Origin of the sequence: Plantactinospora sp. ZYX-F-223 (assembly GCF_039649625.1) — a bacterium.
Lineage (GTDB): Bacteria > Actinomycetota > Actinomycetes > Mycobacteriales > Micromonosporaceae > Plantactinospora.
Map to the genome: position 1 here is coordinate 176292 of NZ_JBDJAV010000009.1, position 21132 is coordinate 197423.

General features: G+C 73.1%; 23 protein-coding genes. 14 read left to right on the forward strand and 9 right to left on the reverse strand.

What is annotated here, in order from left to right:
• The first annotated feature begins 57 nt into the window (after positions 1-57).
• Entirely contained in the window at positions 58-645 is a 588-nt protein-coding gene (locus AAH979_RS11965) for a PadR family transcriptional regulator (protein ID WP_346258137.1), read from the forward strand.
• Here the strand turns inward: AAH979_RS11965 and AAH979_RS11970 are convergent.
• The gene (locus AAH979_RS11970; protein WP_346258138.1) at positions 642-893 is read right to left on the reverse strand and encodes a DUF6457 domain-containing protein; all 252 of its coding nucleotides are present in this window, start codon (positions 891-893) and stop codon (positions 642-644) included. The two genes, AAH979_RS11965 and AAH979_RS11970, sit on opposite strands and share 4 nt — an antisense overlap.
• Entirely contained in the window at positions 890-1513 is a 624-nt protein-coding gene (locus AAH979_RS11975) for an NTP transferase domain-containing protein (protein ID WP_346258197.1), read from the reverse strand. The genes AAH979_RS11970 and AAH979_RS11975 overlap by 4 nt, the downstream gene beginning before the upstream one ends.
• Before the next feature lie 218 nt (positions 1514-1731).
• Here AAH979_RS11975 and fdhD point away from each other — a divergent pair, with 218 nt between their 5' ends.
• Positions 1732-2589, forward strand: coding sequence for a formate dehydrogenase accessory sulfurtransferase FdhD (fdhD, locus tag AAH979_RS11980; protein ID WP_346258139.1), 858 nt, complete (start codon positions 1732-1734; stop codon positions 2587-2589).
• Between the two features lie 104 nt (positions 2590-2693).
• Here fdhD and AAH979_RS11985 read toward each other — a convergent pair whose 3' ends face one another.
• Together AAH979_RS11985 and AAH979_RS11990 are read right to left on the reverse strand one after the other, a co-directional pair.
• Positions 2694-3749 carry a DUF4192 domain-containing protein gene (locus tag AAH979_RS11985; RefSeq protein WP_346258140.1) on the reverse strand — a complete coding sequence of 352 codons (1056 nt, stop codon included), beginning with the start codon at positions 3747-3749 and terminating at the stop codon, positions 2694-2696.
• An 82-nt stretch (positions 3750-3831) separates the two neighbouring features.
• On the reverse strand, positions 3832-4230 hold the full coding sequence (locus AAH979_RS11990; protein WP_346258141.1) for a hypothetical protein: 399 nt from the start codon (positions 4228-4230) through the stop codon (positions 3832-3834).
• Positions 4231-4555: 325 nt separating this feature from the next.
• Here AAH979_RS11990 and AAH979_RS11995 point away from each other — a divergent pair, with 325 nt between their 5' ends.
• The 3 genes from AAH979_RS11995 to AAH979_RS12005 are packed head-to-tail and all read left to right on the forward strand — an operon-like array spanning position 4556 to position 5524.
• On the forward strand, positions 4556-4978 hold the full coding sequence (locus AAH979_RS11995; protein ID WP_346258142.1) for a Scr1 family TA system antitoxin-like transcriptional regulator: 423 nt from the start codon (positions 4556-4558) through the stop codon (positions 4976-4978).
• Positions 4941-5342, forward strand: a complete 402-nt coding sequence (locus AAH979_RS12000; RefSeq protein WP_346258143.1) for a DUF5753 domain-containing protein — start codon at positions 4941-4943, stop codon at positions 5340-5342. The genes AAH979_RS11995 and AAH979_RS12000 overlap by 38 nt, the downstream gene beginning before the upstream one ends.
• A complete protein-coding gene (locus tag AAH979_RS12005; protein WP_346258144.1) occupies positions 5333-5524 on the forward strand; it encodes a DUF397 domain-containing protein in 192 nt (63 codons plus the stop codon). The genes AAH979_RS12000 and AAH979_RS12005 overlap by 10 nt, the downstream gene beginning before the upstream one ends.
• A gap of 25 nt (positions 5525-5549) precedes the next feature.
• Here AAH979_RS12005 and AAH979_RS12010 read toward each other — a convergent pair whose 3' ends face one another.
• The 3 genes from AAH979_RS12010 to AAH979_RS12020 form a co-directional block, all read right to left on the reverse strand.
• Positions 5550-5864, reverse strand: a complete 315-nt coding sequence (locus AAH979_RS12010) for a type II toxin-antitoxin system PemK/MazF family toxin (RefSeq protein ID WP_346258145.1) — start codon at positions 5862-5864, stop codon at positions 5550-5552.
• Complete coding sequence (locus tag AAH979_RS12015; protein WP_346258146.1) at positions 5861-6109, reverse strand: hypothetical protein; 249 nt, start codon at positions 6107-6109, stop codon at positions 5861-5863. The genes AAH979_RS12010 and AAH979_RS12015 overlap by 4 nt, the downstream gene beginning before the upstream one ends.
• A gap of 232 nt (positions 6110-6341) precedes the next feature.
• Complete coding sequence (locus AAH979_RS12020) at positions 6342-6851, reverse strand: GNAT family N-acetyltransferase (protein WP_346258147.1); 510 nt, start codon at positions 6849-6851, stop codon at positions 6342-6344.
• A gap of 79 nt (positions 6852-6930) precedes the next feature.
• Between AAH979_RS12020 and AAH979_RS12025 the strand changes: the two genes are divergently transcribed.
• The 6 genes from AAH979_RS12025 (at position 6931) to AAH979_RS12050 (ending at position 15269) form a co-directional block, all read left to right on the forward strand.
• Positions 6931-7821 carry a fructosamine kinase family protein gene (locus tag AAH979_RS12025; protein WP_346258198.1) on the forward strand — a complete coding sequence of 297 codons (891 nt, stop codon included), beginning with the start codon at positions 6931-6933 and terminating at the stop codon, positions 7819-7821.
• 17 nt (positions 7822-7838) lie between these two features.
• Entirely contained in the window at positions 7839-8909 is a 1071-nt protein-coding gene (gene moaA, locus AAH979_RS12030) for a GTP 3',8-cyclase MoaA (protein WP_346258148.1), read from the forward strand.
• Positions 8910-8911: 2 nt separating this feature from the next.
• Entirely contained in the window at positions 8912-9169 is a 258-nt protein-coding gene (locus AAH979_RS12035; RefSeq protein WP_346258149.1) for a MoaD/ThiS family protein, read from the forward strand.
• Positions 9170-9182: 13 nt separating this feature from the next.
• Positions 9183-10547 (forward strand): metallophosphoesterase, encoded by a 1365-nt coding sequence (locus AAH979_RS12040; RefSeq protein WP_346258150.1) that lies wholly within the window; start codon positions 9183-9185, stop codon positions 10545-10547.
• Between the two features lie 155 nt (positions 10548-10702).
• Entirely contained in the window at positions 10703-11887 is a 1185-nt protein-coding gene (locus tag AAH979_RS12045; RefSeq protein ID WP_346258151.1) for a low temperature requirement protein A, read from the forward strand.
• A 118-nt stretch (positions 11888-12005) separates the two neighbouring features.
• Positions 12006-15269, forward strand: a complete 3264-nt coding sequence (locus AAH979_RS12050; RefSeq protein WP_346258152.1) for a UvrD-helicase domain-containing protein — start codon at positions 12006-12008, stop codon at positions 15267-15269.
• 46 nt (positions 15270-15315) lie between these two features.
• Here the strand turns inward: AAH979_RS12050 and AAH979_RS12055 are convergent, their stop codons facing one another.
• Both AAH979_RS12055 and AAH979_RS12060 read right to left on the reverse strand, forming a co-directional pair.
• Entirely contained in the window at positions 15316-16170 is an 855-nt protein-coding gene (locus AAH979_RS12055; protein WP_346258153.1) for an A24 family peptidase, read from the reverse strand.
• Positions 16167-17390: an EamA family transporter gene (locus AAH979_RS12060; RefSeq protein WP_346258154.1), complete on the reverse strand. Its 1224-nt coding sequence runs from the start codon at positions 17388-17390 to the stop codon at positions 16167-16169. Before AAH979_RS12060 ends, AAH979_RS12055 begins: the two co-directional genes overlap by 4 nt.
• 85 nt (positions 17391-17475) lie before the next feature.
• On the opposite strand from AAH979_RS12060, the gene AAH979_RS12065 reads away from it, so the two are divergent.
• From AAH979_RS12065 to AAH979_RS12075, 3 genes are all read left to right on the forward strand, one after another.
• Positions 17476-18378 (forward strand): flagellar basal body protein FliL, encoded by a 903-nt coding sequence (locus tag AAH979_RS12065; RefSeq protein ID WP_346258155.1) that lies wholly within the window; start codon positions 17476-17478, stop codon positions 18376-18378.
• A 149-nt stretch (positions 18379-18527) separates the two neighbouring features.
• A complete protein-coding gene (locus AAH979_RS12070; protein ID WP_346258156.1) occupies positions 18528-19625 on the forward strand; it encodes a hypothetical protein in 1098 nt (365 codons plus the stop codon).
• 217 nt (positions 19626-19842) lie between these two features.
• Positions 19843-21105 carry an ATP-binding protein gene (locus AAH979_RS12075; protein WP_346258157.1) on the forward strand — a complete coding sequence of 421 codons (1263 nt, stop codon included), beginning with the start codon at positions 19843-19845 and terminating at the stop codon, positions 21103-21105.
• Positions 21106-21132: the final 27 nt, after the last annotated feature.

Here is a 21132-nt window from a genome sequence, read left to right on the forward strand (position 1 = left end):
CTGGTCGGGAGACTATGTCAAAATTGACATAGCAAAGCCGCTCCGGGAGATAACAGTTTGGCTACCGTCAGTGCGCTGGGTTATGCCCTGCTCTGCGCTCTCCACCGTGGCCCGCTCACCGGTTACGAACTGGTCCAGCGGATGCGCAAGCCGATCGGCTACTACTGGACCGCCCAGCAGAGCCAGATCTATCCCGAGCTGGCCCGGCTGTCGGCGAGTGGGCTGATCGAGCACGACGCCGAGGCCGGGCCGGGTCCACGGCAGCGCAAGACACACCGACTCACCGCCGCCGGCCGGGAGGCGCTGGCCGCCTGGCTGGTCGAGCCGCCCGCACCCCGGGCGTTCCGGGACGAGGCACTCCTCAAGACGTACGCGCTGGCCGCCGCCGATCCGGACGGGATGCGGGAGTTCTATCTCGCCGAGGCCGAGACGTACCAGCGCCGGCTGGACGCCTTCCAGGAACAGCACGCCGACCTGCTGTCCCGGCACGCGGACGATCCACTCCATCCGCAATTCGGCGCCTTCGCGACCCTGGAGCTGGCGCTGGCCGGCACACCGCCCCGGATCCGCTGGTGCCGGTGGATGGCCGAGCGGATGACCGAACTCGGCCGGCTCCGCCGCGAGTCGTCGCCGGATCCGGCCTAGTCGTCGGGGTCGCCGTTCTCCGACGACCAGCGGGCGGCCAGATCGGCGAGGTTGGCGGCCGCGACGGCCGGGTCCGCGCCGCGGCCGACCGCGAGCCCGAGCAGGTACGCGGTGACCGGAGCGCCGGGCCGGAGTACGTTGTGCGCCACGTCGCGGGCCAGGTCGAGTACCCGGGGCACGTCGACCTGCGCCGGATCGACGTCGAGTTCGGCACACGCCGCCGCCACCCAGCGGTCCATCGCGTTCACCTGATCCACTCCTCTGCCCGGCGTACGTCGTCCTCAGTGTCGCAGTCGAACCATGGTGGCGGCCCCGTCCCCCGCCACGCCAGCGCGGTCACGGTCAGCTCGGCGATCAGGGCGCGCATCGACGTACCGGTGAGGATGCCGTCGCGACCGGCGGCCAGTCGGGTCAACGCGGCCCGCAGCGGAGCGACCCGCCAGACCCCGCAGAGAAACTGCGCCCGTCCGGCGTTGTCGACGTAGACCACGCCGTCGACACCGGGTGCCCGGGACAGCGCGGTACGGAGCTGACGCACCGCGTCGGTGGTCAGCAGTGGCAGGTCGGCGGCGAGCAGCGCGACGGTGCCGGTGTCGGATGTGTCGGGCGGCGCCGTGTCGGATGTGTCGGGCGGCGCCGTGTCGGATGTGTCGGGCGGCGTGGTGCCGGGGAGCAGGGCCAGTCCGGCGGCGAGCGCGGCGACCGGTCCGCCACCGGGCGGCTGCTCCCGGGTCGCCCGAACGCCGGCCGGTAGCTCGCCGGCCGGGCCGACCACGACCCGGAGGTCGGCGTCGGCGGCCGCCGCGAGCACCCGGTCCACCATCGGGCGACCGCCCACCGGCAGCGCCGGCTTGTCGGCACCACCCATCCGGCGGGCCGCCCCACCGGCCAGCACCACCGCCGCGAACCCGCCCCCGTCCGGCTGGGCCGCGACGGACGCGGGCGCAGCGGGCTGGGCCGCGACGGACGCGATGGAGACGGGCTCGGCCGATTCCGGCGTGGTCGACGGCCCTGTTCCGGTCATGGCGGTAACGGTAACCGGGGCTTGCGGCGGTGGGCGACGGGCCGCGAGGCAGGATTGTGGGCATGGGACGAGCCAGTGGTCGGCGGAGTGTGCTGCGGATAGACCTGGACTCCGTCGCGGCGGGCGGTCGGGTCTCGGTGCGCCGGCAGGACAACCTCGCCGCCGAGGAGCCGCTGGAGATCCGGGTGGGTCCGGCCGGGCCAAACCGGCGTGCCCCGCTGGCGGTAACAATGCGTACCCCCGGCGACGACATCGACCTGGCGATCGGGTTCCTGGTCACCGAGGGGATCATCCGGACCGCCGACGACGTACGCACGGCGCAGCTCTGCGCCGGCACCGACACCCCGAACACCTACAACGTGGTGGACATCGTCCTCGCCGACGACGTACCGGCACCGACCACCGATCCGGCCCGGAACTTCTACACGACCAGTTCGTGCGGAGTGTGCGGCAAGGCCAGCATCGACGCCGTCCGGACCCGGTCCCGGCACGACGTGTCGACGGACCCGGTCACCGTGCCGGCACGTACCCTCGCCGATCTGCCGGACCAGCTCCGGGCCGCCCAGCGGGGCTTCGACCGTACCGGCGGGCTGCACGCCGCCGGGCTGTTCAGCGCCGACGGGAAACTCGTGGTGTTGCGCGAGGACGTGGGCCGGCACAACGCGGTCGACAAGGTGATCGGCTGGGCGGTCCGGGAGCAGCGGCTGCCGCTGCGCGGGCACCTGCTGCTGGTCTCCGGCCGGGCCAGCTTCGAGCTGACCCAGAAGGCGTGGATGGCCGGCATCCCGCTGCTCGCCGCCGTCTCCGCGCCGAGCACCCTCGCCGCCGAACTGGCGACCGAGGCCGGGATGACGCTGGTGGGCTTCCTCCGGGGCGGCACCATGAACGTGTACGCCGGAGACACCCGGATCACCCTCTGACCCGCACTTCCACGCTCGGCTCCGGCGAGTGCGGAGTGTCTGCGGTGCGGACTGTCGAGCTGCCCCGCCTGTGCGCCCACCGGATCCCACCCGAGATCCCGCCGTCATCGCCGCTCGTCACCGGGACAGGGCGACGAGTCGTCGCGGTCGGAGTCGAGCCAGTCGTCGAGTACGGAGGGGCCGATCCCGGCCTGTAACGCCTCGGCGAGGAGCTGGGCGAACGAGTAGCCGGGCTGCGCCTGCAACGCGCGTTCCACCGCCACGCTGGCCAGGGCGCCCTGCCCGGCCCGCCAGGCGGCGAAGCCGAGCAGGCTGGCCGGGGCGGGCACCAGTTCCGGCTCGGCCCGACGGAGCACGTCCGTCCAGAGCGCGAGATGCCACTCCTCGCCACCGGTCCGCCGCCAGGCGTCGTCCCGAACCGGCAGGTACACCAGGAGCAGACTGAGCCAGGCCACCTCGTCGTCGGTGAGTTGACCGCCGGTACGGTATCGATGCATCGCCCTGCGTACCGTCGTGCGGCCGGCCCGGCGCAGCGCCCGGCGGCCCTGCGGATCCCCGGGCGGGGCCTTCTCCAGCAGCGTGCCGAGGCGGGACTCCGCCTTCCTGGCCGCTTCCCGCAGGGCGTCCCGGGCCGGGCCGTCGACCGGGGCGATCCGCCGGACCAGGGCGTCCCGGTCGGGGAGTGCGACCTGACCGGCGAAGGTGGCCGCCGCGGCGAGCTGGCTGGTCGAGGAGTCGAACGGCCGCCCCTCGGCCGGACAGCAGTCGGCGTCTCCGCAGAGGTAGGACCAGTAGCGGTCCCCGGTCACCCGGAGCGCTTCGAGCACCGGCAGCCCGACCCGGCCGAGGGCGGCGGTCACCGCATCGACCGCCGGGGTGACCCGGGCCGGTCCGCCGTACCCGATGACGGTCGTGGTCTCGACACGCTGCCGGGCGACGACCGCCGCGACCTGCGCGGCGGCCTCGCCGACCTCGACGGTGGCCGCCGGGCCGGCGGTGGTGCCGGGCAGGTCGCCACGGGCGACGAAGACGACCCGGTTGCCGCGCAGCGCCATCACCACCAGGCTGTCGGCCGGGTGGAAGCCGAGCAGGTATGGCACGGCGGCGAGCAGGTCGGTGGTCGAGCGGACGGCGAGGACGGCTCGATCGATCGGGGTCATGGCGGGCAGCGTGCCGAGGCGGCAGCGATGACCGGGTACCCGATTGGCCACCTGTGGACGACACGTCCACGGTTATCCACAGCTACTCTTCGTAGTTCCGCTGCTCAGCCGGCAAGTGCGACCCGCCGCCAGATGTATCGCATTTCGTCGATGCCGACGGAAGCCAGCCCAGAAACCGTGCGGCGAGATCCATCGGCTTCCGGCCGGGCTGGTCCTCGATCGCGGCCAGCAACCGGCTGGCCAGGAAGACGGCCAGCCGATGCCGGTCGTCCCGGTACATCGCCAGCAGCACCAGCCGGGCGGGCTGGCACGGCCAGGGTCCGCCGCACTCCCGGCAGCGGAACAGCGGGCGGATCGGCGTGTGCGGCCGGAACCGGGCGTACGGCCGGCGGCTCACCACCGGGAGTTCCTGGCCCGCAGGCGCGACATCGGGTACGGCGCGGGTGTGATCGAGTCGGGGCAGCGCCAACGAAGTCCGCAACGGCAGTAGCGCCACAGTCGGCGCCAGTCCCGGCGGTGTTCGGGATCTGATCGAGATCGCCATTTCATGATGCCTTCCTCCGCCCGGCGGGTTGCGATGGATGCGGGGGTGGCGTCGCGGGCGTACACCTCGATGCCACCCCCGCGCACATCCGTCCGTCCTTTCGGGAATCGTGCGGGGGATCCGGACGAATGCGCCTGCCTTCCACTCTGGACGCGGGATGACTGACCCGGGAAGATGGGCGGCGGCCGGGTGGTCGGGCCGGCTGCGGAGGTATTGGGGCGTAGAGAATCGAGCACCTTTCGTAGAGAGTCGGAGAGCGCGGATGAGCATGTCAGCCAGCGAGTTTCTGCTATGGGAACTGCGCCGCCGGCGGGCGGTCGAGGGACTCAGCCAGGGCGAGTGGGGATCACGGATCTACTTCTCGTCGCAGCACGTGAGCGCCGTCGAGCGGGGTGCCCGGCCGGCGAAGCTCGACTATCTCCAGGCCGTCGACAACGAGTACGGCACGTCGCTGGCGGTCTTCTACGAGAGCTTCGTCAAGCAGGAACTCGCCCCGGTGTGGTTACGCCCCTGGCTGGAGTACGAGGAGAAGGCCACCGCCCTGCGACTGTACGATGCGCTCGTGATCCCCGGGCTCTTTCAGACCGAACGGTATGCCACGGATGGTGCTGTCATGCAGCCCTCTTCAGCCCGACGAGTTGGAGCATATGATCCAGATTCGGATAGGTCGACAAGCGGCTCTTGATCGTCCCAATCCACCTCGCATCTCGGCCATCATCGAGGAGTTGGCGCTGCGGCGCGGCGAGGCAGAGATCATGGCAGAGCAGATCCGCCATCTCATCACGCTCACCGAGCGGCCCAATATCACCATCCGCATCGTTCCGCTCGACGCACCGGCTCATCTCGGCTGGGGTGGCCCACTGGCGCTCGCCAGCTTCACCGATGCCGAGGACGTCGGGTATCTCGACAACCACCTGGAAGGACAGCCGGTAACCAGCGCGAACCAGGTGGCCAGCCTGCACGAGGTCTGGGATAGTGTCAGCGCAGTAGCATTGCCAGCTCGCCAATCCCTGGACCTGCTCAAGGAAGTGGCAAAGTCATGGACATGACCGACGCCGCCTGGCGTAAGAGCACGCGCTCCACCCCGAACGGCGGCAACTGCCTTGAGGTGGCCGACAACCTGCCAGGACGCGTACTCGTGCGGGACAGCAAGGACCGCGACGGCGGCACGCTTTCCTTCACTCCTGCCACCTGGCACGCCTTCATCACCGATCTGGCCCGACGTCGCTGAGCGGCGTCGGGAGACGTCCCCGCTGCTACGGCAGCTCAAGGAACTCCCGCAACGCGGTTTCGACAGTGCTCATCGTGGTGTGCGAGACGAAGCCGTGGTTGTCGCGGAGCGCGCTCCGGTCCAGGATCTGCACGACGCTGTGGATCCTGACGCACGCTCCGGTGAGCGGGTCGTCGTCATCCAGGCGTACCACCAGATGGTTTGGATGCGGTACGTCCCGGACGACGGTCAGCGCCCAGATGGCGAGTTCTTCGACGCTGTTGTACTCGTCGTTGCTGATCACCAGCACTCGATGCTGGCTACCACCGCGCAGCAGGGTCCAGATCTGCCCGCGCCTCACCACTGCGAGTCACGCAAGGCGATGTCGTTGCTCTCCTCGATCAGCGCCCGCTCGTCCTCGGAATGCCGGACGGACCGCCGACGCAGGTACTCCCCGTACGCCTGGGCCGCTTCCCGCTGACGCGCCCGGCGCGCTTCCGGAAGGACACGTCGGACAGCATCGACAACGGCGGCAGACGCGTTGCCCTGGCTGTGCAGGTAGGCGGCGACATCGTCGGGCACGCTGATGCTGAGCTTCACGGTCATACTTTCATCCTACCGTTGAGGCGGCAGGCGGCCTGCGTGGCGCGCAGCGGTCGCCGAGGCGGAGTGGACCCCGAGCCGCTACCGCCTTCGTCGCGGACCTCGCCCGCCGGCGGTAGCGGTGCGCGCCTGATACCGCCGTGTCATCACGATGACATGGTGGTATCACGCTCGCCGGACATATGCCTGGGGGCGGCGACGGACGTCCGGAAGGGCGGGCGGCGAGAGCCGCCGCTCAGGTGTGGAACTGCTGCCCGTGCAGCTCGACCGACCCACGGCGGGCACCCGAGCCCGGCCGCAGCTCGACGGTCAGCTCGATCGCCGACAGCACGTCGTAGCCGGCGCCGCGCAGGCAGCGCAGCGCCTCCACGTTGCGGGACTGCGGCTTCACCGTGAGCCGGGCCAGCCCGCGCCGCCGGGCCTCCTCGGCCACCTGGTCGAGCAGCGCCCGGCCGATCCCCTGACCCCGTAGCGGCGCGGTCACCACCACCGGTTCGACCCGGCCGTCCAGGCCGTCCATGATCAGGCCGATCAGCCCGACCACCCCGGCGTCGCCCCGCTCCGCCACCCACACTCCGGAGAGGTCCAGCCGGGTCAGGTACTCCTCGAACGCCGCGCCCGGGTCGGCGCCGCCGAAGGTCGGATCCTCGTACAACTCGCGGTGCTGCTCGGTCAGCTCGGCCCAGAGCCGCCGACCGGCCCGATGGTCGGCCGGCCGGTACGGTCGGATCGCGGTGGCGGCCACGCCCTCATATGTACTCCCGATCGCGGCACCGCGACACCTGGTTGGCCAGAAGCGGCGGGTGAACAGTTACCTTGCCCAGATGGACCTGGCGTACCTGCGGGAGCATCCCGGGCAGCTTCCGCTCTTCCTCACCCACCAGCGGATCCGGGAGACGCCGGTGCCCGGGGGTGACATCTGCGCCGCCACCCGGCTCACCCTGGACGACGGCAACTCCGTCTTCGCCAAGTCCTGGCCGGAGGGTGCGACGGAGGCCGTACCCGAGAATTTCTTCGCCACCGAGGCGGCCGGGCTGCGCTGGCTGCGCGCGGCCGGCACGGTGCCGGTGCCGGAGGTGATCGCGGCGCTGCCGGAGCTGCTGGCCCTGGAGTGGGTGGAGCCGGGCGACCCGACCCCGACGGCGGCCCGGCGGTTCGGCGCCGAGCTGGCCGCGCTGCACCGGGCCGGCGCGGACACCTTCGGGGCGGACTGGCCGGGCTTCGTCGGGGCGCTGCCGCAGGACAACACCCTCTCCGCCGGCCCGTGGCCGGTCTGGTTCGGCGAGCACCGGCTCGTGCCCTACCTGCGGCAGTCGGTCGACAACGGCGCGCTCGCCGCGGCCGAGGTCACCCTGGTGGAGCGGGTGATCTCCCGGATCGAGGAGTACGGCGGTGCCGAGCCGCCCGCCCGGATCCACGGTGACCTGTGGCCGGGCAACCTGCTGTGGGGCGCCGACGGGCGGGTCTGGCTGGTCGACCCGGCGGCGCACGGCGGGCACCGGGAGACCGACCTGGCCCAGCTCGCCCTCTTCGGCGGTGCCCCGCACCTGGACACGATCGTGGACGCCTACCAGGAGGTGTGGCCGCTGGCCGACGGCTGGCGGGAACGGGTGCCGGTGCACCAGCTCCACCTGCTGCTGGTGCACACCGCGCTCTTCGGCGCGGCGTACCGGGATGCGGTAGGTGGGGCGGCTCGCGCCGCACTGTCGGTCTGACGCGCTACCGTCGAGCGATGACCATTCCCGTTCGATCCGGCGGAGCACCGGACCGGACGTCGGCGGACCGGCCGGACGTCGGGGGCCTCGTCGACCGGTACGGCCGGGCCGCGACCGACCTGCGGGTCTCGCTCACCGACCGGTGCAACCTGCGGTGCACCTACTGCATGCCGGCCGAGGGGCTGCCCTGGCTGCCGAAGTCGGAGGTGCTGACCGACGACGAGATCGTCCGCCTGGTCGGCATCGCGGTACGCCTGCTCGGGGTGACCGAGGTCCGGTTCACCGGCGGCGAGCCGCTGATCCGCCCCGGGCTGCCGGGCATCATCGCCGCCGTCGCCGCACTCTCGCCCCGGCCGGTGCTCTCGCTGACCACCAACGGGATCGGGCTCGACCGGCTCGCCGGGCCGCTGCGCGAGGCCGGGCTCGACCGGGTCAACGTCTCGCTGGACAGCCTCGACCCGACCCGGTTCACCGAGCTGACCCGGCGACCCCGGCTGGACGCCGTACTGGCCGGGCTGGCCGGGGCGGTGGCCGCCGGGCTGACCCCGGTGAAGATCAACTCGGTGCTGATGCGCGGGGTCAACGACGCCGAGGCGCCGGAACTGCTCCGCTTCGCGCTCACCCACGGCTATCAGCTCCGCTTCATCGAGCAGATGCCGCTGGACGCCCAGCACGGCTGGGACCGGTCGACCATGGTCACCGCCGAGGAGATCCTCGCCGCGCTGCGGGCCGAGTTCACCCTGCTGCCCGATCCCGCCGAGCGGGGCGGGGCGCCGGCCGAGACCTGGCTGGTGCAGGGCTGGACGGATGCCGCCGGCCGGCCGGCCCGGGTCGGCGTGATCGGCAGCGTCACCCGGCCGTTCTGCGGGGACTGCGACCGGACCCGGCTCACCGCCGACGGGCAGGTCCGGAACTGCCTCTTCGCCACCGACGAGTCCGACCTGCGGACGGCGCTGCGCGGCGGCGCCTCCGACGACGAACTCGCCGACCGGTGGCGGACGGCGATGTGGGGCAAGCGGGCCGGGCACGGCATCGACGACCCGACGTTCCTCCAACCGGCCCGGCCGATGTCGGCGATCGGCGGCTGACGATGACCTCCACACCCGCCCTGGTCGTACGCTACTTCGCCGCCGCGCGGGCCGCTGCCGGCGTACCGGAGGAGACCGTGCCGGGCGGCGGCAGCCTCGACCAGCTCGCCGGTGAGCTGGTCGACCGGCACGGCGAGCGGCTGGCCACCGTGCTCGAAATGGCGAGCTTCCTGGTCGACGGCGTCGCCTGGCACGACCGGCAGGCGCCACTGCCGGTCGGTGCGACGGTCGACGTCCTGCCGCCGTTCGCGGGCGGCTGAGGAGGGCACGAGCTTGTTCGGGGTGCTCGGCTTCGCGGGGACGTTGGCGCTGGTCACCGGCCTGATCCATCTCTACCTCTGGAAGCGGCTGGTCCGGGACACCACCCGGCCGGGGCGCTGGCGCCGGGTCGGCGGCGTGGCCGTGCTGGTGCTGGCCCTGCTCACCCCGGCGACACTGGTCGGCACCCAGCAGGGCTTCTACTGGCTGGCCTGGCCGGGCTATCTCTGGCTGGCCGTGATGTTCTACCTGCTCGTCCTGCTGGCCGTACTGGAGATCCCGATGCTGGCGGCCAGGCTGGCGCTGCGCCGCACCCGGGTGGCCGTACCGGCGGCCGCCCCGGCCGCGGCCGAGTCCGACGGTGCGGCTGCCGGCGGTGCGGAGGCCGGAGCCGCTGCTCCGGGTCGGCCGATCGGTGGCGTACCGCCGACCGACGCGGCCCCCGACCGGGAGCCGGCGCTGATCGCCGCGACGCCGTCCGGGCCGCCCCCGACCGCCACGCCACCGCCGGTCCCGGCCGCACCGCCGGCACCGGACCACGATCCGGGCCGCCGGCTGCTGCTCGCCCGGGGCGCCGCGATCTTCGCCGGGCTCACCGCGACCGGGGTCGTCGGGTACGGCGTGCGCACCGCCCTCGGCCCGCCGCAGCTCGACCGGGTCCAGATCCCGCTGGCCAAGCTCCCCCGGAGCATGGACGGGCTGCGGATCGCCACCGTCTCCGATATCCACATCGGACCGCTGACCGGCCGGGCGCACACCGAGCGGATCGTGTCGATCATCAACCGGCTCGACGCCGACCTGGTGGCGGTGGTCGGTGACCTCGTCGACGGCACCGTCGGCGAACTCGGCCCCGCCGCGGCACCCCTGCACGACCTCCGGTCCCGGTACGGCAGCTTCTTCGTCACCGGCAACCACGAGTACTACTCCGGGGTCGAGGAGTGGGTGGTCGAGCTGGACCGGCTCGGGCTGCGGGTGTTGCAGAACCGGCGCGAGGAGATCCTGGCCCGGGGCGGCGCCCTCGACGTCGCCGGGGTGAACGACCCGACCGGGGAAGGGCTGGGCAACGGCGCGGGCCCCGACTTCGCGGCGGCGCTGGGCGGCCGGGACCCGAGCCGGCCGGTGGTGCTGCTCGCGCACCAGCCAGTCAACGTGCACGAGGCGGCGCGGCACGGCGTCGACCTGCAACTCTCCGGGCACACCCACGGCGGCCAGATCGTGCCCTTCAACCTGCTGGTCGGGTTGCAACAGCCGGTCGTCTCCGGGCACGCCACCATCGGCGGCACCCAGATCTACGTCACCAACGGCGCCGGGTTCTGGGGGCCGCCGGTCCGGGTCGGCGCCCCACCTCAGGTGACCCTGGTCGAGCTACGTTCAGCCTGACCCGGCACCGACGGCGATCCGGGCAGCACCGTCCGGACCCACGACGACGTCGGGATCGGTCTTTTCGCCTCGTCAACCCCATGTCCTCGGATATTTTGGGTGTTCACCCCCACCGTCGACGGGAGAGATCCTCGGAAAGCGGGCGAGGCAGGCGGATGACCCGGGGCAGGCGGTCCAAACTCGTCCGCGACCTGCACCGCCCGAAGCCGATTACGTTCGTCGAACTCTTCTTCGACCTGGTCTACGTGTTCAGCCTGTTCCGGCTCGCGGAGATGCTGACCAACCGCCTGCACTGGGTCGGCGCCGCCCAGACCCTGCTGATCCTCATGGCCATCTGGTGGGTCTGGGCATATACCAACCTGCTCACCGACAGCATCGACTCCCGGGCCATCAGCCTCCAGTTGCTGGTCATCGGGTCGATGTTCGGTGCGCTGGCGCTCTCCACCGCCATCCCGGAGGCGTTCGAGCATCGCGGCCTGCTCTTCGTGGTCAGCTACCTCGCCATCAACCTCGGCCGCGCTTCGATCATGGCCTACGTCCTGCGACACGACGAGCTCGGCCTCCGGCCGCTGCGGGCCGTCTTCTGGTTCGCCGTCTCCGCCGTGCCCTGGCTGGCCGGCGCGTTCGTCGAGGGCGACGCCCGGTTCGCCCTCTGGGGCCTCGCCATCACAATCGACTACGTCTGCGCCCTCATCGGCTGGCCCGCTCCGGGAATCGGCCGCACTCCGGCCAGGGAACTGAACCTCGCCAGCGAACACTTCGCCGAACGCTACCGGCAGTTCATCATCATCGCGCTGGGCCAGACCGTCGCGGTCAGCGGCCTGGCCTTCCACAACAGCGACTTCACCCCCCACCGGGGCGTCGCGTTCGTCTTGTCGTTCGCGATCACCGTGTTGCTCTACTGGATCTACTTCCACCGGATTCGGGAGAGGCTCGCACCGAGCTTCGCCGCAGCGCCGGATCCCAGGGTCCGCCCCCGGGAGGCCGGCCTCGCGGACCTGGTCATGGTGGCCGGGGTCGTCGCCACCACCACGGCGGCCGGCAGGCTGATAGCGGATCCGATCGGCACGGCGCCCCCGTTCGAGGTCCCGGTCTTCGTCGCGGGTCCGGTGCTCTTCCTCGCCGGGCACGCGCTGCTCGGGCGACACGAGTTCGTCGGGGTCGCCGCCCCACGACTGGCCGGCATTCTCGCGCTGGTCGCCGCCACGCCGGTACTGGCCGGGCACTCCGTGGTGCTCCTCGCCGGATCGATCGTCGCGATCCTGGCCGGAATCGTGGCCTGGGACCTCGTGCACACCGGCGTCAAGCCCGGCGATCAGGACCTGCCCCGCCGGCTGTGACCGCAACCTCGGCACGCCGCCGTTGCCGGCAGCGGCGGGACGGCCGCGGCGGCGGGCGGGAAATCACACTCTCGCGTGGCGACACGCGCCCACAGGTGAGGCCGTGACAGGATGCGGCGTGTCTCCGTTGCGCGCCGCACCCGCTGACGGCTCCCCCTCCGCCGCCGTGCCCTTCGTCGCGGACCTGCACATCCACTCGAAATACTCCCGCGCGTGCAGCCGTGACCTGACCATGCCGAACCTCGCCTGGTGGGCCCGGCGCAAGGGAATCAGCCTGCTCGGCACCGGTGACTTCACCCACCCCGCCTGGTACGAGCACCTGCGCGAGACGCTGCACCCGGCCGAGCCGGGGCTCTACCGGCTCAGCCCGGAGGCGGAGCGGGACATCGCCCGCCGGCTGCCGCCCCGGCTGGCCAGCGTCGCCGAGGCGAGCCCGATGCGCTACATGCTCAGCGTCGAGATCTCCACCATCTACAAGCGGGACGACCGGACCCGCAAGGTGCACCACCTGATCTACCTGCCCGACCTGGACGCGGTGGCCCGGTTCAACGCCACACTCGGCCGGATCGGCAACATCGGCTCCGACGGGCGGCCGATTCTCGGCCTGGACTCCCGGGACCTGCTGGAAATCACCCTGGAGGCCAGCCCGGACGGCTACCTCGTCCCGGCGCACATCTGGACCCCGTGGTTCTCCGCGCTCGGCTCGAAATCCGGCTTCGACGCGATCGCGGACTGCTACGCCGACCTCGCCGAGCACATCTTCGCGGTCGAGACCGGGCTCTCCTCCGACCCCGAGATGAACTGGCGGGTGTCCAGTCTGGACCGCTACCGGCTGGTCTCCAACTCGGACGCGCACTCCCCGCCGGCCCTGGCCCGGGAGGCCACCGTCTTCGCCACCGACCTCGACTACTACGCGGTGCGGGCGGCGCTGCGTACCGGGGACGGGTTGCGGGGCACCATCGAGTTCTTCCCCGAGGAGGGGAAGTACCACGCGGACGGGCACCGGCTCTGCGGGGTGAACTGGGAGCCCGAGCGGACCAGGGAGGCGGGCGGGCGCTGCCCGGAGTGCGGCAAGCCGCTCACGGTCGGCGTACTGAGCCGGGTCGAGGACCTGGCCGACCGGCCGGACGGGCACCGGCCGGCGAACGCGCCGCAGGTCACCCACCTGATCCAGCTCGCCGAGATCCTGGGCGAGATCAACAAGGTCGGTCCGAAGTCGAAGACGGTGGAGGGACAGCTCAACACCCTGGTCGCCGGCCTCGGCGCCGAACTGGACATCCTCACCGTCACGCCGGTGGAGGAGATCCGCCGGGTCGGCGGCGAACTGCTCGCCGAGGCGATCACCCGACTCCGGCGCGGCCAGGTACGCCGGATCCCCGGCTACGACGGCGAGTACGGCGTGATCACCCTCTTCGAGCCCGGTGAGCTGTCGTCCGGCTCCGGCGGTGCCGGTCGGGGCGGTGGGCAGGCGGAGACGCTCTTCGCGGACGCGCTCTTCGACGTACCCGTGCCGCGACAGCGACCACCCGCGGAGCCGAAGGCGCCGGTCCGGGCCGCCCGCCCGACGCAGCCGGCGCCGGACGCCCCGGCCGAGCCGCGCCGCCGGCCCCGGGCCGCCACCCCGCCGGCCGAACCCGCGCCGCCGCTCGCCCCGCCGCCCTCGCCGCACGAGCCGTTCGAGCCGATGCTCGCCGGCATGGAGGAGGTGGGCACCGGGCTGCTGGACCGGCTCGACGCGATGCAGCGGGTCGCCGCCTCCGCCCCGGGCGGGCCACTGCTGATCGTGGCCGGCCCCGGCACCGGCAAGACCCGTACCCTCACCCACCGGATCGCGTACCTCTGCGCCGAGCTGAACGTCTATCCGGAACACTGCCTGGCGATCACCTTCACCCGGCGCGCCGCCGAGGAGCTGCGGCACCGGCTGGACGGGCTGCTCGGGCCGGTCGCCGAGGACGTCACCGTCGGCACCTTCCACTCGCTCGGCCTGACCATCCTGCGGGAGAACGCCCGGGCCGCCGGGCTGCCGGACGACTTCCGGATCGCCGACGACACCGAGCGGGCAACCGCGCGGGCCGAGGCCGGCGACGACGACGCGACCTACCTGAAGCTGCTGCGCGGCCAGGACCTGGTCGACCTGGACGAGCTGGTCGGCCTGCCGGTGACGCTGCTGCGCGACGACCCGGAGCTGGTCGCGCGCTACCGGGACCGGTGGCGGTGGATCTTCGTCGACGAGTACCAGGACGTGGACGCCACGCAATACGAACTGCTCCGGCTGCTCAGCCCGGCCGACGGCAACCTCTGCGCGATCGGCGACCCGGACCAGGCGATCTACTCGTTCCGGGGCGCCGACGTGGCGTACTTCCTGCGGTTCTCGCAGGACTTCGTGGACGCCCGGCTGGTCCGGCTGACCCGCAACTACCGCTCGTCGGCGCCGATCCTGGCCGCCGCCGTACAGGCGATCGCGCCGTCCACCCTGGTCCGGGGCCGCCGGCTCGACCCGGCCCGGCTCGACCCGGAGGCGCCGCTGGTCGGCCGCTATCCGGCGGCCTCCGTCGCGGACGAGGCCGATTTCGTGGTACGCACCGTCGACGACCTCGTCGGCGGGCTGTCGCACCGCTCCCTCGACTCCGGTCGGATCGACGGCCGGACCAGCAACGTGTCCTTCTCCGACATCGCGGTGCTGTACCGCACCGACGCCCAGGCGGCACCGATCCTGGACGCGCTGGCCCGGGCGAACATCCCGGTGCAGAAGCGCTCGCACAACCGGCTGCGGGACCGGCCCGGCGTCTCGGTGATCGCCCGCGAGCTGCGGCACGCCGACGGCCTCGGCGGCTCGGTCGCCGCCCGGGTACGCCTGGCCGGGCAGGTACTCGCCGAGCGGCACGCCACCCCGACCCTGGACGCCACCGGCGGGATCGGCCCGGACGACATCTGGACCGCGGCCGACCTGCTCACCCCGCTGGCCCGGCGCTGCGGCGACGACCTGGAGCTGTTCCTCTCCCAGTTGGCCACTGGGGCCGAGGTCGACGCGCTCGACCCGCGCGCGGAGGCGGTCACCCTGCTCACCCTGCACGCCGCCAAGGGCCTGGAGTTCCCGGTGGTCTTCCTGCCCGGCTGCGAGGACGGGCTGCTGCCGCTGCGCTTCCCCGGCTCGACACCGAGCGAGGAGGAGGTGGCGGAGGAGCGCCGGCTCTTCTTCGTCGGGCTGACCCGGGCACAGGACCGGCTCTACCTCAGCCACGTGGGCCGGCGGCTGCGGCACGGCCAGGAGCGGGACTGCGTACCCTCGCCGTTCCTCGACGCGATCGACGCCGGCCTCTTCGAACGGCTCGGCGACAACGCACCCCGGCGCCCGAAGGACCGCCAACTCCGGCTGCTCTGAGCCGCCCCGACCGGGGACCGGGCTCACCGGTGGTGCGGCGCGTGGCTCAGGCGGCGAGGAGTACCGCGCCCAGCGTGCCGGTGAGCATCGCCGGGCCGTGCGGCAGGTGGTCGCGGCGGTCGATCCGGCGCAGCCGGAGCAGCACGGCGGCGTACCCGCTGGCCAGCAGCAGGCCGGCCAGCGCGCCGGAGAACGCGGTGTCCCAGCCGTACCAGCCGGTGGCGAGGCCGAGCCCCAGGGCGAGCTTGGCGTCCCCCGGCCCCAGCCCGCCGGGCGCGAGCAGGACCAGCCCGAGGTACGCCCCGGCCAGCGCCAGCGCGCAGGCCGCCGCCACCGCGTACCGGCCGAACTGGCCGGAGGTGAGCGCGGCCGCGCCGAGCAGCCCGGCCGCACCGGCCGCCGCCGGCAGGGTCAGCCGGTCGGGAAGCCGCCGTACCGCGACGTCGACGAAGCCGAGCACGATGCCGAAGCCGGCGAGCCAGGCGTAGGCCAGCAACGGGAGTACCCCGTCGACCCGGGCGGCGAGCGCGGCGTACCCGGTCGCGGCGACGACCTCGACCAGCCCCGGGCGCGGGCCGACCACTCCCCGGCAGTGCGGACAGCGCCCGGTCGGCGGCAGTACGCCGAGCGGGTTCCGCCGGGTCGGCGTGCCGAGCACCGCCGCGCAGTGCGGGCAGTCGCGCCGGCCCGTCCGCCCGGCACGGTCCTCCGGCCTTGCAAGACCGGCACCGTCCCGCTGACCGGCACCGTCCCGCTGACCGGCGACGTCGGGGCGGTCCGGGCGGGTCTGCGGAGTCCGCCGTCCCGCCCCGGGCACGGCGTACCGGAAGATCTGCCGGCGCAGCAGCGGTCCGAGCAGGACTCCGAGAAGCCCGGCCGCCGCCACCACGCCCGGTGTCACGTCCCGCCCCGCCCCCGGGTCGCGGTGCCGGCCGGACGGGTGCCGGCCGAGGAGTGTGGGCGTTCGGTGGAGACGACCAGGGCGACGCCGAGCACGATCACCGCACCGCCGAGCAGCACCCGCCCGGTCACCGACTCGTCGAGCAGCAGCGCGCCGAGGGTGACCGCGACCACCGGGTTGACGTAGGCGTACGTCGACACCAGCGAGATCGGCGCGTGGCGCAGCAGCCAGACGTACGCGGTGAACGCGACCAGCGACCCGGCCAGGGTGAGGTAGCCGAGCGCCAGCCACGAGCGGGTGGTGACCGCGCCGAGGTCGAGGCCGTGCGTCTCGCCCCGGGCGACACCGAGTACGGCCAGCGCGGCCGAGCCGGCGAGCATCTCATAGACGGTGGCCACGAACGGGTCGCCGGGCATGTCGAGCCGGCCGGACAGGAACGAGCCGACGGACCAGGAGACGGCGGAACCGACCACGGTCAGCGCCCCGACGATCGGGGCCGCGCCGGCGCCTCCGGTCGGCAGTACCAGCAGCACCAGACCGGCGAAGCCGGCGCTCACCCCGAGCAGGGTGGCCAGCCTGGGCCGGTCGCCGGTGCCGGCCCGGAGCACCACCACCAGCAGCGGCACCATGGCGACGAGCAGCGCGGCGACCCCGGTGGGGACCGCGATCGACGGCGGCCCCGACTCGGCCAGCACCACCAGCCCGTTCCCGCCGGCCAGCAGCAGTACGCCGACCAGCGCGGTGCTGCCCAGTTGGCGCCGGGTCACCCGCAGTACGCCGGGGCCGCGCCACAGCCGCAGTACCACCGCCAGTACCCCGGCGGCGACCACGAACCGGGCGGCCGCCGACAGCAGCGGTGGCAGCGTCTCCACGGTGACCCGGATGCCGAGGTAGGTGGAGCCCCAGACCAGATAGACGATGCCCAGCGCGACCCAGATGAGTGAACCTTTTTCAACCTCCCCTTGCGGTCCGACGGACCGCAAGGTCGGACGCGGTGCCCGAGCGCCGCGCGGTTCAGGTTGAAAAAGGTTCAGTGCCGAGCGGGTCGGCGGCGCCGGGGCGGGACCGGCCGGCACGGCGGTCCGGTCGACCGGCCCGGCCGGCATCTCCGAGCACTCGACCGGCGCGGCACGCTCGACCTCGACCAGCGCGACGCGTTCCGGCTCGACCGAGGCGGCCCCGGCCGGCGAGGTTGGCGCGCTTCCGGGAGGTGAGGTCATCGGAGGGTCACGCTACGGTGGCCACAGCAGGCTCGTCCCAGGCGAGTGGCGAGCCTCTCACCGATCCGTACCAGGAGGACAGTCGATGGCCAACTACGGACCGCCCGGCGGACCGTACCCCGGTCCGTCGCAGCCGTGGAACGACCCGGACCGGCAGACCACCGACGAGTACGGCCAGCCGGTCGACCCCTGGGGCGAGCAGGACCAGGCGGGCGGGGCGGGCCACTGGGGAGGCGGGCAGCCGTCGGCGCCACCGGGCGGCCCCGGTTCGCCGGTCAGCCACCCCGGCTATCCGGCCGGATATCCCGGGCCGGCCGGGCCCGGCGCGGCGCCGCCCTCGGGCGCGCCGGGCGCCGGCTATGCACCGACCCGGCGGCACGACGTCGGCCACGCTCCGCCGCCGCACCACTCCGGCGGGTCCGCGCCGTACGCTCCGCCGCCGGGCGGCTGGACCGCCTCCGACGCCGACCCGGTGTGGGCAACGCCAGCCCCGGACCCGTCATGGTCCACCTCGACACCGGACCCGATGCCGAAGGGGCGCGGCAACCGGTCCTTCGTCGCTGTCCTGGTCGGGCTGGCGGTACTGGTCCTCGGCGGTGCGGCGATCGGCGTCTACCTGCTCGGCCGCGACGAGCCGCCGCCGGACGCCCAGTCGCCGGTCACCGAACAGACCGAGGAGCCGGCCGACCAGGCCAGCCTCCCGGCCGAGTCGGCACCGACGACCGCGCCGGCCGCACCGTCCACCGACGCGCGGTTCGTCAAGGCCGGTCAGTGCGTCCGGAACGAGGGTACGGAGGCGACGCCGAAGCTGGCGATCACGAGCTGCGCGCCGCAGACCTACGAGGTGCTCGCCCGCTACAACGGCGCCACCACCGGTGCCCAGGACGCGAAGACCAAATGTGCCCAGGTGCGCAACTACACGAACTTCTACTTCTTCAACAGCGAGCTGGACGAACTGGACTTCGTGCTCTGTCTTCGGAAACGATAGCTCCCGGGGTGCCGCCACCCGGCACTCCGACGAGATGAGCGGCGGTCCGAGCGACCTGCCGCGTACGATCCGCGCCCACCCCGACCCCTGCGTCAGCCATCCCAGGTGTCCGTAACGCAGTCGGAGCGCGCGCCCGACCCTGGAGAAGCATGTCGATTTACGGAACGCCTGCCGGAGGGCAGCCCGAAGACCCGGATCAGTCCCCCTCGTCGGGCCCGCCCGCCGGTGGCGATCCACCCCCACCACCGGGCACCCCGCCGCCGAGCCCCGGCTATCCGCCGGCCCCGGACGCCGGCTATCCGCCGCCACCACCGGCTCCGAGCTATCCACCCCCCGGTTACCCACCGCCGGTCGGCACCGGGGCTGGGCAGCCGAGCGACGCGCCCAGCCCGGGGTGGGGTCAGCCGCCGTCGGGTGGCGGAGCGGGTTCGGAGTGGGGTCCGCCGCCGTCGGGCGGCGGACCGAATCCGGCCTGGGGGCAGCCGCCCACCAGCGGCGGACCGAATCCGGCCTGGGGGCAACCGCCCACCAGCGGCGGACCGAGCCCCGAGTGGGGGCAGCCGCAGCCGCCCACCAGCGGCGGTCCGAATCCCGAGTGGGGGCAGCCGCCGTCGGGTGGCGGGGCGTACCAGCCCGGGTACCCGGGAGCGACCGACCAGCCGCAGTCCGGGCCGCCCGGCGCGCCGTACGGGGGCGGAGGTCAGTACCAGCCCCCGGGTGCGCCGTACGGCGGGCCCGGTGCGCCAGGTGCGCCAGGTGCCCCGTACGGTCCGCCCGGTGCGCCGCTCGGCCCGGCCGGCGCCCCGCCGAAGTCCGGCGGCGGGCTGAAGATTGCCCTCATCGTCGGCGGCATCGTGTTGCTGCTGCTCTGCGCCTGTGGGGGCATCGGGATCTGGTGGGCGGTCGACCAATCCGGCGACGACTCCGACCCGGGCATCGGGGCTCCCGCTCCGACCAGTTCGGCGCGGTCCACCCCGAGCCGCCCCGCCAGCACCCCGTCGAGTTCGTCCGAGCGGTACGTCAAGGGCGACTGCCTGGTCAACGACGGCACCGATGACGAGCCGGAGCTCCGCAAGGTGGCGTGTGGACCTGGCACCTACGAGGTGCTGTCCCGGATCCCGTTCACCACCGACCCGAAGCAGTGCGAGAACGACCCGATCTTCGGCTCGCCGGAGGCGGACGCCAACTACGTACAGGACGACCCGCTGGACCTGGGCGACTTCGTCCTCTGCCTGAAGCGGCGCTGACCAGCACAGGCGCACTTCGGTAGGCAAAACTAGGACCGTCTAGCATCCACGCTAGACGGTCCTAGTTTTTGCTCGACGACCCTCGACGCCCCGCCGACCTCCGGCCCGGGCGGTCGCCTCCCGCGCCGCCAGCCCGCCCGACCACCGGGCGCGACACGGCTACCCCGATCTACGGATGTCTAGCGCCCCGGCTAGACGGCCCGATAGCGTGCGATACGTGGATCCGGTCCGCAACCCGTACGCGCCGGGCGCCGGCCAGCGCCCGCCCGAACTCGCCGGGCGGGGGCGCGAGCTCGAGGTCTTCGACGTCGTGCTGGAGCGGATCGCCCGGGGGCGCCCGGAACGCAGCCTGGTCCTCACCGGCCTGCGCGGAGTCGGCAAGACGGTGCTGCTCAACACGCTCCGCTCCCAGGCGATCAACCGGCTGTGGGGTACGGGGAAGATCGAGGCCCGGCCGGACCAGTCGATCCGCCGGCCGGTGGCCGCCGCCCTGCACATGGCGATCCGGGAACTGGCTCCCCGGCACCGGGCACCCGACCGGATCGACGATTTCCTCGGCGTACTCAAGGCGTTCGCGCTGCGTTCGGCGCCGGCCGGATCGGGACGGGGTGGCGGGGCGACCCGGCTGCGGGACCGCTGGCAACCCGGCATCGACGTACCGGCGGCGAGCGGCCGGGCCGACTCCGGCGACATCGAGATCGACCTCGTCGAACTCTTCACCGACGCGGCCGAGGTCGCCGCCGACGTCGGCACCGGGGTCGCGGTCTTCCTCGACGAGATGCAGGACCTCGGCCCCGAGGACGTCTCCGGGCTCTGCGCGGCGTGCCACGAGCTGTCCCAGCTCGGCGCGCCGCTGATCGTGGTCGGCGCCGGGTTGCCGCACCTGCCGGCCGTACTCTCCGCCGCCAAGTCCTACTCCGAGCGGCTCTTCCGCTACCAGCGGATCGACCGGCTGGACCGGATCGCCGCCGACCAGGCGCTCTGTGCCCCCGCCGCCCGGGAGCAGGTCGAGTACGAGCCGAAGGCCCTCGACCTGCTCTACGAGAAGTCCGGCGGCTATCCGTACTTCGTCCAGGCGTACGGGAAGGCCACCTGGGACTCCGCGCCCCGGTCACCTGTGACCGCCGCCGACGTCCGGGTCGCCGCGCCCGAGGCCGAGGCCGAGTTGGCGGTCGGGTTCTTCGGTTCCCGCTTCGAGCGGGCTACCCCGGCGGAACGGGAGTACATGCGGGCGATGGCGGCGCTCTCCCTGGTCGAGGCGCCGGACGGCGACGACGGCACCGGGGGCGGTCCCCGGGACGACATGGACGCCGCCGTCTCCACCGCCGAGATCGCCCGCTCGCTCGGGCGCAAGCCGGCCAGCCTCTCGCCGGCCCGGGACGCGCTGATCAAGAAGGGGCTGATCTACTCGGGCGAGCGCGGCACGGTGGCCTTCACGGTCCCGCACTTCGGCCGGTACCTGCGCACCCAGCCGGCCTGACCGGCACCGCCCGGCGACCCCGCGACC

Coding starts and splice junctions, on each gene's coding strand:
- AAH979_RS11975 (WP_346258197.1), bottom strand. CDS start 1,513: ATGGGTGGTGCCGACAAGCCGGCGCTGCCGGTGGGCGGTCGCCCGATG.
- fdhD (WP_346258139.1), top strand. CDS start 1,732: ATGGGACGAGCCAGTGGTCGGCGGAGTGTGCTGCGGATAGACCTGGAC.
- AAH979_RS11985 (WP_346258140.1), bottom strand. CDS start 3,749: ATGACCCCGATCGATCGAGCCGTCCTCGCCGTCCGCTCGACCACCGAC.
- AAH979_RS11995 (WP_346258142.1), top strand. CDS start 4,556: ATGAGCATGTCAGCCAGCGAGTTTCTGCTATGGGAACTGCGCCGCCGG.
- AAH979_RS12000 (WP_346258143.1), top strand. CDS start 4,941: ATGATCCAGATTCGGATAGGTCGACAAGCGGCTCTTGATCGTCCCAAT.
- AAH979_RS12005 (WP_346258144.1), top strand. CDS start 5,333: ATGGACATGACCGACGCCGCCTGGCGTAAGAGCACGCGCTCCACCCCG.
- AAH979_RS12015 (WP_346258146.1), bottom strand. CDS start 6,109: ATGACCGTGAAGCTCAGCATCAGCGTGCCCGACGATGTCGCCGCCTAC.
- AAH979_RS12025 (WP_346258198.1), top strand. CDS start 6,931: ATGGACCTGGCGTACCTGCGGGAGCATCCCGGGCAGCTTCCGCTCTTC.
- moaA (WP_346258148.1), top strand. CDS start 7,839: ATGACCATTCCCGTTCGATCCGGCGGAGCACCGGACCGGACGTCGGCG.
- AAH979_RS12035 (WP_346258149.1), top strand. CDS start 8,912: ATGACCTCCACACCCGCCCTGGTCGTACGCTACTTCGCCGCCGCGCGG.
- AAH979_RS12045 (WP_346258151.1), top strand. CDS start 10,703: ATGACCCGGGGCAGGCGGTCCAAACTCGTCCGCGACCTGCACCGCCCG.
- AAH979_RS12060 (WP_346258154.1), bottom strand. CDS start 17,390: ATGACCTCACCTCCCGGAAGCGCGCCAACCTCGCCGGCCGGGGCCGCC.
- AAH979_RS12065 (WP_346258155.1), top strand. CDS start 17,476: ATGGCCAACTACGGACCGCCCGGCGGACCGTACCCCGGTCCGTCGCAG.
- AAH979_RS12070 (WP_346258156.1), top strand. CDS start 18,528: ATGTCGATTTACGGAACGCCTGCCGGAGGGCAGCCCGAAGACCCGGAT.